Raw genomic sequence first — 12,685 nt, 5'->3', positions numbered from 1 at the left:
ACCTACTTCAACTGTACACGTGGATCGACCCATTTATAAATCAAATCGGCAATCAAGTTGAAAAACATCGTTGCGAGAGCAACGTACACAGTAATGGCTTTAATCACAGGAAAATCACTACGCTCTACCGCAATAATCACTTCACGACCAATGCCCGGAATACCAAAGAAACGCTCAATCAAAAATGCACCAATCAGCAAAGCAGGCAAACTTGCCATCACGTCTGTAATAATTGGAATCGAGGCATTGCGTAGCACATGCACACCTAAAATGCGCCGTTCGCCAATTCCTTTGGCACGTGCAGTACGAACATAGTCTTGATTGACTTCATCCAAAACAAAACTACGATACAACCGTAAAGTCGGGGCAATACTGACCACCAACATGATCAGAATAGGTAATAAAGCATACTTAAACAGGTTTTCGCTAAAGCTATCACTCCAGCCTTGGACTGGAAACCAGCTCAGCTGATAGGCAAAGACATACTGAAAAACAATGATATACACCAAGATACTGATCGACATGCCAATCGTACACAGCATCATCACCATACGATCCGTTAAACTGCCGCGTACCGCTGCTACCGCCAAAGCCAACACAATAGAAATGATGGTTTGTAAGATCGTCAGTGGAATGAGCAAAGTCAGTGAAGGCCCGAGTCGTGTCGTGATGATTTGCGATACTGACTCTCCTGTACTCCAACTTAACCCATAATCAAAAGTCAAAATCTGCTTAATGAAAATCCACAGTTGCACATAATAGGGCTGATCGACCCCAAGCTGCTGTCGGATATTTTCAATCTGTTCAGGGTTCGACATTTTCCCTGCCAAAATATAGGCAGGGTCGCCACCGACCCAGTTAAACAAGAAGAAAATCAGCAACACCACCCCAAGCATGGTCGGGATCATTTGCCAAATTCGACGAATAATATATGCCAGCATAAAAATGCCCCTTATTTCACCCGTTGACCGGTAATTTCATCGAAAAAGGCTTTGTTATCAGGTTCACGACCCAAAAAGTCTTTGACCAATGCTTTGGCAGGTTTTTGACCACCTTGGGACAAAATGGTTTGACGATAGTGCTGTCCCACTTCAGGGTTATTTAAGTTATCACCAAAGGCTGAAAGCATGTCCAACGCCATCACTTCTGACCACATATAACCGTAATACCCGACTTGATAACCGCCCATGATGTGACCAAACTGCCCCGGAAACTCGGTGGTTGGAACATAACCCAAAGCCGTTTCCCCTTCCATTTTTTCCCAAACCTTTAAGGGCTGAACCTCTCGTGCATCACTGCCATGTAGCGCCATGTCATACTGCGCATACAACGTCTGACGAGCATAATGCAAACCACGCCCATAACTATGCACGGCATTGAGTTTGGCAATCAGCGCATCATCCACACGTGGGCAGTCAGGTTTGCAGTAGTCCGCCACCTTTGACAAAGTCTCTTTGCGTCGTGCCCATTCCTCATACATTTGTGACGGGGCTTCGACAAAGTCTCGTTCAACTGAAGTTCCTGACTGAGATGAAAAACGTGTGTTAGATAAAATGCCATGCAACGCATGACCAAACTCATGTACAAAAGTTTCTAACTCATCGCTATTTAAACCATTGCGGTTAAAGTTAGTGACCAGTGCTGAAATTGGTTTGCGCCCTGTTAGGCTACTTCCGCCATAAACACCCCACACAGCAGCATGTCCATATTTGCCTTTACGTGGAAATTTATCCATATATAAACCACCGAGCAGTTGCCCTGTTTTGGCATCGGTCACATCGTAATATTCCACTTCATCTTGCCAAACCTCGACTTTGGCAGGCTTAAACTTGATGCCATACAGGTTTTCAGAAATGGCAAATAGCCAGTCTTGAGAGGCTTGCGTTGGAAAATACTGACGTAGCTGTTCTTGGTCGACCTGATACTTGGCTTTGCGTAATTTTTCACTCCAATATGCTTCGCTCCAACGCTCAATACTAGCTTGCTCAACAGGAATATTTAAACTTCGCGCTTTAAACTCACGTAGAGTTTGGACTTCCTTTTTCTCTAGGGGTGCTACGGTAGCATGTACCTCTGCCAAGAATTTATTCACGGTTTCAGGGGTTTTCGCCATACGACTTTTCAGTACCCACTCGGCATAACTGGACTTACCAAACAGTTTGGCTAACTCATAACGTAAGTCCATGGCTTGCTTCAGCAGCGCCAGATTTTTCTCACCGCCACGTCGGGTAAATGCAATTTGATAACGCTTACGTGCATCATCGTTATCTGCCAACTCCATAAAAGGACGATAATCGGGATACTCAAAACCGAGTAAATAATTGCCTTTGTCATTTTTCTTTAAGCCGTCGATATAACTTTGTGGCAGGCCTTTTAGCTCATCAAGGCTAAATTCGAGTTTTTCAGGATTATCACGTACATTACGCGCATACTCTTGTTCAATTTTTGCCAGTTCATCAAAAATCGCTTTTAAGCGTGCTTGTTTATCCGCTGAAAGCTGTATCCCAGTTTTTTCAAAGCCCTCCAAAATATCTTCACGGAACTTGGCTTCAATCGGATCAGCAATTTTAATTTTCTTAATTTGTTGATATAGCTTTGGATTCTGATACACATCGGTTTGGAATTGGCTAATTTTAATTTCACAGTCTTCAGCCGCTTTACGCAGTGCTTCATCAGGGTCAACATTGCTATACAGACCAATCGGGCCGTAAAAATCTTCAAATGATGCAAAAATACGATCCCATTCAGCCAATATAGGCGCTGCCGCCGTTTCGTTTTTAAGGGGCTTATTTTCAAACGTTTTAAGTTGCTTTTTCACATCCGCAATTTTGGCATTACACATTGTAGGGATGTCTTTGGCTTGAAAGCTGGGTAATGTTTGGCGCGGTGCTGTTTCCGCCAAAGCCATCTGACTCATCCCTAGGCCCAACATGCACAATGCAGTGAATTTAAAATGTTGCTTTTTCATCATGACTCCAGTTTTGTTTAATTTCTATTTCTTCAAATCAATATCGATATACATCCACTCTGCGGGCAGTATGGGATGCTTTTTAAAACCAATCACACGCGGTTGTGCCAAGATATTACGGTAACGCGCACCAATCACCTGCACAGGCATATACACCTCTAGCAGACGCGACATTTTGGCGTAGATTGCATCGCGCTCTGGGCTCGGTATCATCTTTTGGGCTTGTTCATATAGGTGGTCATATTCAGGAATTTTGACGCAGCCATTGTTGGTGATCTTGATGTTCTTGCCATAAAACAGCTGCATAAAGTTATCTGCATCTGGGTAGTCTGCAATCCATGCTGATGCTTTAAACATGGTTTTACATTGTTTTTCTAATTTCAAAGCCTCAGCAAAAGGCATCGACTTGGTGGTCATTCTGATTTGGATACTGTCTAAAGTTTTCTTCCAAAACTCGGCCTGTTGTTGACTGCGTAAATTATTACCCGAAAGCGTCATCTCAATCACCAAAGGTTTCCCATTCGGCTGAGTACGCCAACCATCCGCAGCTACTTTATAGTGATAACGATCTAACAATAAATTTGCCGCTTTGACTGAGTAAGGAATACTGCTTCGATAATTGGGATCGTAGCCCACCACACCACTTGGAATCGGTGCTTGCAGTTTTTGCGAATCGCCTTTTTGTAAAATATTGATGTAGTTATCGGCTGAAAATGCCATCGCCATGGCACGGCGCAGGGCAATTTTATCTTTACTTAAGCCGCCGACTATTGGGTTTTGCATATTCCAATAATGATAGTCAATCGAAGGATCGGTGATCCGTGACAGCTGTACGCCTTTCTTGACCAATTCCGGTTTTAGTTTTCCATTTTGCAAGGCTTGAACCGTCAACTCACCATCTAAGGCAAACAAATCCACTTCATCTTTAATAAAAGACAACCAGCGTGATTGCCCCTCTTCCATTACCTGAATATCAATCTCGCCAATTTGCGGCATCTTTTTGCCTTGCATGGCTTTGACGATCTTTTGGTCCTCAGGCGTACTGGCTTTAAAGTTCCAAACAAAACTTCGGAAATCAGGATTGGCCTTTAAAATAATCCGCGAACCCGGCGTCCAACGACTGAGCATATATGGCCCCGTTCCTATTGGATGCCCCATCACAAAACCCGCTTTGTCACGATATTTTTCGATAACTTCCCGTGCAACCGCGCCTGCAGGCTGATGCGCAAGCAACATTGGAAAGTTCTGATCTGGGCTGGTCAGGCGAATAACCAAGGTATAACGGTCTGGTGTTTGCAAGCCCGCGACAGATTGGTCGTAATTGAATTTTCCCGTTTTCTTCGCCTGTTTCAGCAAAGCCTCCATCCCTAAGATTCGCCCATCAAATAACCAACTGTTGGGTGAATGCAAACTCGGATCCAGTAAACGCTTAAAGGTATACACATAATCAGCCGAAGTCAGCTCACGCTTTTTACCTTTAAACACTGGGTCTGCAGCAAAATAAATCCCCTTTTGCAAACGAATGGTATAGGTCAATCCATCCGGGCTCACCTCGGGTAAAGCCGCAGCTGTTCGTGGTACCAATTTCGCAGGTGAGGCCAAATAATCATAGGTAAACAACGTTTCAAAAATCGATCCATTAACATGGGCCGAGTACAAGTCATGCACGCCCGCAGGGTCAAAGCCTGTTTCAGCCACAGGAAAAACATAACGTAAAACTTTTTTCGGGTCGGCAGGGCTTTGTGCAAAACTGGAAACTGAACTACTCAGCAGAATGCTGCCTGCCAAAATCCCCAAACCCCATCGTTTCAATTTCTGATTTAGATCTCTCATTATTTTCTACATCTCAATTATTTTTTTATGGGCTGAATATCCAAATACTGCCAATTGGTGTTCATCATCGGATGTGCTTTAAAACCCTGAACTTGTGGATGTAACAACCAATTTCGAATACGACTGTTATGAATAATCCATGGATTATCGGCCTCAATTTGACGACTGAGTTTTTCATAAAATGGCAAACGCTGAGGAGGTGGTAAGGCCATAGCCTGCGTATAAAGTGCATCATAGGCTTTGGACTGGTAGCAACTGAGATTGCCCTGAGCCGAATTGGGCCCATACAGCAGTTGGGCAAAGTTTTCCCCTTCAGGATAGTCCGCAATCCAAGCCCCGCCCCAGATCATGTATTTACATTGCATCGCTGCTTTTAAATTGTCAGCAAAGTTACTCACCACAAAGTCAGCACGCAGACCAATCGCATCTAAATTTTTCTTCCACAGTTCAGATTGAATCACCGAACTGGAACTGTTTTCAGTCATAAACTTGAGCGTTAAAGGCTGACCATTCGGTAGTCGACGGTAACCATCTGCTCCCTTCTTATAACCGAAACGATCCAGTAATTTATTCGCCAAGAGTGGGTTATAGGCCACGCTACTCCGATAATTCGGATTAAAGCCTTGTACCCCCTCAGGCACCAACATCTCCGACTTCACCGCCTGCCCTTTATACAGTTGTTTAATGGCTTCTGCTTGGTTATAAGCCAGACTAATCGCACGTCTTAATGCAACTTTTTCAAGCCCAAAACCACCCACTGTAGGGTCTTGCATATTAAACATGGTATAGGTGATTTCAGCGTCTTTATTGGGAAAATGTTGAATGCCTTGCTTGACCAGTTCAGGTTTGAGTTGCTTACCATTTAAAGCCTGTGGTACCGCATTGGAAGTCAGTTTGTCAAAATCGAGTTGTCCCGATTTGAACGCGAGCCAGCGAGACTGTTCTTCTTCAATAATACTGACGCTGACTTTGCCGATTTGCGGCATTTTTTTGCCTTGCATCTCCTTGACCAGACGATTGTCCCAACTCGAACCTGTAGATTTAAAGTTCCATGTAAAACCACGATATTTCGGGTTGGCCACCAGTTCAATACGACTCCGCGGTACATATTTACTCAGTTGATAAGGCCCTGTCCCCACTGGATGCTGCGCAATTCGATCCCCATAAAACTCCACCACTTCCCGCGCTGTTCCACTAAATGTGGCATAGGCTAAGATATAGGGAAAGTTATAGTCAGGACGGGTCAATGTGATTTGTAGTGTGTATTTATCGAGGGCTTTTAAACCCGAAATCGCGGCATCATAATTAAACTGGCCTGTTTTCTTGGCTTGAGCAACAGCAGCATCGCCACCGACAATTTTGCCTTCAATAAATGAATAGGTCGGTGAGCGGTTTTTCGGGTCCATAATCCGCATCATGGAATAAATATAATCCTGCGCCACCAACTCTCGCGGCTTGCCTTTGAAGGCCGCATCATCGCTAAAATAAATATTGGGCTGAATTTTAAAGATATAGACTTTGCCCTCTTGTTCTATTTTTGGCATCGCCACTGCTGTATTTGGAACCAATTGAGCGGGGCGCGCCAAATAATCGTATTTTAAAAGTGGTTCAAAAATGGCTTGGGCAATACTACCACTATAAAAATTATAGGTTTTAACCGTATCAAAACCATCATCAGGCGCTTCATAAGCAATATTTAATACTTTGTTTGGATCTGCAGGCGACTTTGCATAGGCAGAAAAGCCAAAACCCATCGCAAGGGATAAAGCAGCAAGCTTCAGTTTTTTTGAATTCAAGTTCATACCTATACACATCTTTTTTTTAAGCAAGGTGATCTCATGCCATCCATGTTCAATGTCAGTGTTTTATTTTTCAGACAACACTGACAAAAACTTAAAACATAAACCCATGTTTTATAAATTAAATTTTAATTATCAAAATTTAAAAAACGGTCATAGGCAAATCTTCACCTCAGCAATAAAGCGAATATCATGCCACGCCTATTTTTTTATCATTCTAATTTAACATTTTGTAAGAAAAATATATGGATATTAATTAGTTATAAATGAGAGGCTCAACTCACATCGGAACATTTTGCCAATTAGTAGCTATTTTTAAACATTCAATTTAAATAAACTATTGCACAGATTTAATACACCAATGATTCAAATTCGAACATCACAAGAAATACAAAAAACCAAATAAAACATCACAAGCATTTATTTATTAAAGATAAATATTAAAATTTCAGTATAATTACAAATAAGATTTTGTATTAAAAATTCAAAAAATAACGACTCATTTTTGATCACTTATTATATGAATAATCTTTTTATGATTATTTTTTAATCGATTTATAAGTAATTTTTTGCCATTTTAATTTTTTAAATTCTAGAAAAATGAAAAAAAGTTACATAAATCCATACAAATAATAAAATAAAACAATATTTTCCAATAACTTAATTCACAGTCTTTTGTCTATCCCTGAAAGTTGGCATTTGCCTTGCACTCCATCAGCACAGCAATACCGCTAAATATAGAAAAAGAAGGGTTGAATTTACGATGCAAAAAAACAAACTTGTTCGATCTATGGGGACCCCAACCATCAGCAAATCACTACTTAAACTAAGTACCCTGACTTTAAGTATGATGTGTTTGTCTTTAGCTCATGCAGAAGAAACCGAAAGCTCAGTCTCAGCAGAACCAACTAAAAAAGTTGCTAAAGTGACTGTCACTGGCTCCTCTATCAAAGGAGTTGCAGCTCAAAGTTCTTCACCCATTACCGTCATTAAAGTTGAAGAGCTTGCGCAACAAGGCGTCACAACTGCCGAAGAAGCTTTAACCAAAATCAGTGCCAACCAAGCGGGTTACACAACCGCGCAAAACGTGGGGGCAAGTAATACCTCTGGTTCAACAGCTAACTTGCGTGGCCTAGGTCCAGACAAAACCTTAGTATTATTAAACGGCCGCCGTTTGGCTTATAGCCCTTTTAGTACCTCTGAAACCAACCTCAATACAATTCCTCTAGCAATGGTTGAACGAATTGAAGTCCTTCGAGATGGTGCATCCGCGGTATATGGCGCAGATGCCATTGCTGGGGTGATCAACTTCATCACAAAAAAACAATATGAAGGTTTCGGTATCAGCAGCGGTGTACTCAAACCCGAAGAAAAAGGGGGGGAAGAATACGATGTCTCTATCTTTGGTGGCTATGGCGACTTAGACGAACAAGGTTTTAACGTATATGGCGCAATCAGCTACCAAAAGTCTAAAGAAATTATGGCCAAAGACCGTAAAGTTAGCCGTCGTGGTGGGCTTTTACCTGAATTAGGGATCGATGCTGGCTCTGCGAATGGTTTTCCTGCTAACTTCTATGACCCAACCAGTGGTGTATTAGCCAATCCTTACGGTAATGCCAACTGTAATAACACTCCTAATGTCGTTGCGGAAGATGGTCTGTGTTTTTTAAACACTCAAGCCTTGATTGGTATTCAACCAGAAACAGAAGACTTATCGGCACTAGGGCGTGCAACGTTCAAACTCAGTGACCAATTCAACGCGATTGCTGAATATGTATATGCAAAAAATGAAGTCACTACCTCAATCGCACCCGATGTCTATAGCCGATCTGTGACACTTCCCAAAGGAAGCCAATACTATCCAGGTGAAAGTATCACTCCTGCTGTTCCCGGTTTAAGTGGTGATCCTTTACAACTCTACCTACGCTCACAAGCAGGTAACCGTGTTTCTAAGACAACCAATGAATCACATCGTATTTTTGCAGGGATTGAAGGTGAAGCATATGGCTGGAACATCGACAGCGGCGTGACCTATGCAAAAGGTAAAGCAAAGGACAGTTTCGTTAGTGGCTATTTAAATCGTAGTCAACTACAAGAAGGACTAGATAACGGTACCATTAACCCCTTTGGTCCTTCAGCGGATTCAAGTGTTTGGAGTTCATTAGAAGTCAGCGGTACGACCAATGATGCGACCTTAGACTCCACCACCTTTGACTTTACGATCAGCCGTCCAATTTTCACACTTCCTGCGGGTGATGTGGGCTTTGCCTTCGGTGGTAGCTTTACCACACAAGACTGGGAAGCAAAGGTAAACTCAGATCTTGTTCGACTTGTCCCAGGTAGTGGCATTGACCCTGACAAACCTATCAGTAAGGGTGACCGCGACATTACAGCCGTTTTCTCAGAGCTACAAATTCCGATTACCTCAACTTTAGAAGCGCAACTTGCAGCACGTTATGATGACTACAGTGACTTTGGCGACACCTTCAACCCGAAAGTGGGTTTACGCTGGGAACCTTTAAAGCAATTAATGTTCCGAAGTACTTACAGTACAGGTTTCCGTGCACCAAGCTTATATGAAATTAATGCACCGCAAAGCCAAACTTACACGGGGGCAAAATACGATGACCCTGTGCTCTGTCCAGGTGGCGTAGCAACTTCACCGCAATATCAAACAGAATGTAATACCCAGTTTAAGCGTATGCAAGGTGGTAACTCTGAGCTTCAGCCCGAAGAATCAACCACATTTACAGCAGGCTTTGTTTTTGAGCCCCTTAAGAACCTAGTCTTAGCAGTCGATTACTACAATATCGAAATTGAGAATCTTATTGGCTTAACGGGTGAAACCTCCATTTTCGAAGATCCAACCAAATATGCAGATCGCTTTGTGCGAGATGCAGATGGTCGTATCCAATACATCAATACCACTTTAATGAATACAGGTGGCATCAAAACAGAAGGGATCGACATTAGCTTAGACTACCTGACTCCTATGACATCAACAGGTCGGTTTGGCTTTGGAATTAATGGAACCTATGTCATCAAAAATGACTACCAAGAAGAAAAAGATGGAGACTGGGAGGGCTTAGTGGGCGTTTATGATGACCCTGCAGTACTGCGCTGGAAACATACCGCAAACATCAACTGGAGCTATGAAGACTGGAAATTGGTCTTTGAACAGCAATTTTTCCGAGGCTATCACGACCAAAATGCAACAGGTGAAGAAGGCTTTGATAATCACAAAGTCCCCGACTATACCCTCTACAACATTGCAGGCACCTATAAAGGTTTCAAAAACTTAACCCTAACGGGTGGCATCAAAAACCTATTTGATGAAGAACCTGCTGCATCGAATGTTCTCGATAACTTCCAATACGGCTATGACCCACGTTACAGCGACCCAACAGGACGTACTTTCTATGTAAGAGGTACATATACGTTCTAAGCGGATCTGAGCCACAGATTGAAGTATTCAATCTGTGGTGATGTTTATACATGCTCAACTTTAACCAGATATATATGGATTTTCCCAAGTGCAATCCAATGCTTTTAAAAAGTAGATTTGGCTTAAATTTTAGGAGTAACTATGGGCACTACATTTGAAGATTTAGAAAAAAACTCCGCCAAAAAACTCACAGGTATTGGCGTTGTGATTTTCTTACATGTTCTTGTTGGCTTGGTGCTAATGGCAGGTTTGGCAAAAGATATTGTTAAACCCTCAACCGAACCTGTGGAATTGGTCATTCTGCAAGATATCAAGCCACCTGAGCCTGAACCACCTAAAGAAGTTCCACCAGAGCCACCGAAAATGGTGGAAAAAGTAGCGCAGCAGCCTGACCCCAAACCTGTAGAAAAAGTAGTCCCAGTGCAAAAAACAGTTGCTACACCCGTCACTAAACCGACGATAAGCACGCCGACGCCAGTTGCATCATCGCCTTCTCCAAGCCCATCTCCAATTCCGTCACCGACTGCCGCTACTCCATCACCTGCACCCAAACCCACAGGTGTTACACGTGGAGTATCGGAAGGTGAAGCTGGATGCAAAGCACCAAGCTATCCACGCGAAGCAGAGATGAGTGGCATTTCTGGCACCGTACTGATTTCGGTCTTTGTCGATACCAATGGTAAGGCGCAAGAAGTCAAAGTGAAACGCTCAACAGGTGACCGTACTTTAGACCGAGCAGCAACGAAAGCGTATAGCTTGTGCACATTTAAACCTGCAATGAAAGATGGCGTAGCTCAAAGCGCTTGGTTCGACATCCCATACGAATTTGTTCTCGAATAATTGAAAAAGATCAGCCGACATTAGGAGTTACACAATGCAAAATTTAAAAAACTTTACCGCAGCAAGCCTACTTGGAATGAGCACATTACTTCCTCTACAAGCTGTTTTCGCAGAGGAAACCGCTGCGCCCACTACAACAATGACTACACCAGTCACTGCGACTGAGAAAGCAGCAACACCTGTTCCCCCACCCTTAGCTGAGAAAGCACCTTCTGCTTCAGAAAAAGTACATAACCCTTATGGCTTAGAAGCAATGTGGAAAGAAGGTGATCTGGTGTCTAAAGTGACGCTGTTTATTTTGGTGATTATGTCGATTGGGACATGGTACATCATCATCACCAAGTGCTTACAGCAAGGCAAAATTCGCAAACAAGGCCAAAATGCCGATAAAAACTTTTGGGAAGCAACCTCTCTCGATACTGCAACTGAAGGTTTAGATGATGCCAGTGTGTATCGCTTTATCGCTGAAAAAGGTATTAAGTCGACAAAAAACCATGGTGGAACATTATTAGAGCGTATTGACTTTAATACTTGGGTCACTATCTCGATTCAACGTGCTATCGACAAAATTCACAGTCATTTAAGTGGTGGGCTGGCTTTTCTAGCAACTGTAGGTTCAACCGCACCTTTCGTGGGTTTATTCGGTACCGTTTGGGGCATTTACCATGCTTTAACCGCGATTGGGGTATCGGGTCAAGCATCTATTGATAAGGTCGCAGGCCCTGTGGGTGAAGCCTTAATTATGACTGCAATTGGTTTAGCCGTGGCTGTTCCAGCAGTGCTTGGTTACAACTGGTTAACTCGTCGGAATAAAGCCGTGATGGAAGAAGTTCGTACCTTCGGTTCAGACCTGCATGCGGTGTTGTTAAGTGGTGAAATCAGCACCAACAATCCTGTTAACCGTGACATGAAATAAGAACATGAGGAATCAGCCATGGGAATGACGGTAAATTCAAATGACAGCGATGATGATGTAATCGGAACCATTAATACCACCCCACTGGTTGATATTATGTTGGTTTTACTGATTATTTTCCTCATTACAGTGCCTGTTGCGATTCATACCGTGCCAGTCAATTTGCCTGAAGAAAGGAATGTGCCTTATGAAACCAAACCTGAAAATATTCAACTTGCAGTCAATAAAAATGGCGATATTTTTTGGAATGAAAGTTACATTGCCGATAAAGCAACATTACTCTCTCGGTTACAGACAGAGGCACAAAAGAGACCTCAGCCCGATGTCCACATTCGTGGTGACCAACTTACGCCATACGATGCGATTGACCAAGTCATTACAACCACGCAGCAAGCGGGGATTGGCAAAATTGCCTTTGTCACCACACCGCCCTCTTCACCTTAATCAAAGAAGGATTCAGCTATGGGTATGAATGTTGGTTCCAATCAAGATGATGAAGATGTCATGCTCGATGTCAACATGACGCCTTTGATTGATGTCATGTTGGTATTGCTGATTATGTTCATTATCACGATTCCATTGCCAAACAACGCCATTAATATCAACCTCCCGAATGGCACACCACCACCAGTTCAGGAAAAACCACCTGAAATCGTGGAACTACGCTTAGATGCTCAAGGCAAAATGTTTTGGAATGAACAAGCTGTGGAGTCCAAACAAGCGCTCGAAGCCTTGTTTCAAACCGTTGCTCAAAAAGCAGATCAAGACCAAATTAAACTCAAAGCTGACCGCGCAACGGAATATAAATACATTGCGATGGTCATGGCCGCAGCCCAACGCCTTGATGTGAAAAAAATTGGAGTCGTGAGTAATCAATAAATAAA

At 42.8% G+C, this 12,685-nt stretch carries 9 protein-coding genes; 5 read left to right on the top strand and 4 right to left on the bottom strand.

Annotated elements, in window-relative coordinates; translation table 11 throughout:
- Window positions 1–2 precede the first annotated feature (2 nt).
- Genes AC5EUN_RS02870 through AC5EUN_RS02855 form a run of 4 tightly spaced genes read right to left on the bottom strand, consistent with a single transcriptional unit; the run spans window position 3 to window position 6,609 of the window.
- Window positions 3–941 (bottom strand): ABC transporter permease, encoded by a 939-nt coding sequence (locus AC5EUN_RS02870; RefSeq protein WP_004695335.1) that lies wholly within the window; start codon window positions 939–941, stop codon window positions 3–5.
- An 11-nt stretch (window positions 942–952) separates the two neighbouring features.
- A complete protein-coding gene (locus AC5EUN_RS02865) occupies window positions 953–2,968 on the bottom strand; it encodes a M3 family metallopeptidase (RefSeq protein WP_010327374.1) in 2,016 nt (671 codons plus the stop codon).
- 24 nt (window positions 2,969–2,992) lie between these two features.
- Entirely contained in the window at window positions 2,993–4,801 is a 1,809-nt protein-coding gene (locus tag AC5EUN_RS02860) for an ABC transporter substrate-binding protein (RefSeq protein WP_010327375.1), read from the bottom strand.
- Window positions 4,802–4,818: 17 nt separating this feature from the next.
- On the bottom strand, window positions 4,819–6,609 hold the full coding sequence (locus AC5EUN_RS02855; RefSeq protein WP_165382158.1) for an ABC transporter substrate-binding protein: 1,791 nt from the start codon (window positions 6,607–6,609) through the stop codon (window positions 4,819–4,821).
- 754 nt (window positions 6,610–7,363) lie between these two features.
- Here AC5EUN_RS02855 and AC5EUN_RS02850 point away from each other — a divergent pair.
- From AC5EUN_RS02850 to AC5EUN_RS02830, 5 genes are all read left to right on the top strand, one after another.
- Window positions 7,364–10,045: a TonB-dependent receptor gene (locus AC5EUN_RS02850; RefSeq protein WP_010327377.1), complete on the top strand. Its 2,682-nt coding sequence runs from the start codon at window positions 7,364–7,366 to the stop codon at window positions 10,043–10,045.
- Between the two features lie 141 nt (window positions 10,046–10,186).
- Window positions 10,187–10,885 carry an energy transducer TonB gene (locus tag AC5EUN_RS02845; protein ID WP_010327378.1) on the top strand — a complete coding sequence of 233 codons (699 nt, stop codon included), beginning with the start codon at window positions 10,187–10,189 and terminating at the stop codon, window positions 10,883–10,885.
- Window positions 10,886–10,919: 34 nt separating this feature from the next.
- Entirely contained in the window at window positions 10,920–11,801 is an 882-nt protein-coding gene (locus AC5EUN_RS02840) for a MotA/TolQ/ExbB proton channel family protein (protein ID WP_010327379.1), read from the top strand.
- 18 nt (window positions 11,802–11,819) lie between these two features.
- Window positions 11,820–12,245 (top strand): ExbD/TolR family protein, encoded by a 426-nt coding sequence (locus AC5EUN_RS02835; protein WP_010327380.1) that lies wholly within the window; start codon window positions 11,820–11,822, stop codon window positions 12,243–12,245.
- 18 nt (window positions 12,246–12,263) lie between these two features.
- Window positions 12,264–12,680, top strand: a complete 417-nt coding sequence (locus AC5EUN_RS02830; protein ID WP_004695313.1) for an ExbD/TolR family protein — start codon at window positions 12,264–12,266, stop codon at window positions 12,678–12,680.
- Window positions 12,681–12,685: the final 5 nt, after the last annotated feature.

The organism is Acinetobacter sp. CAU_H_S170_2 (genome assembly GCF_058890445.1).
The sequence above is the reverse complement of the archived record's forward strand: the minus strand, read 5'-3'. Positions and strand labels throughout refer to the sequence as shown.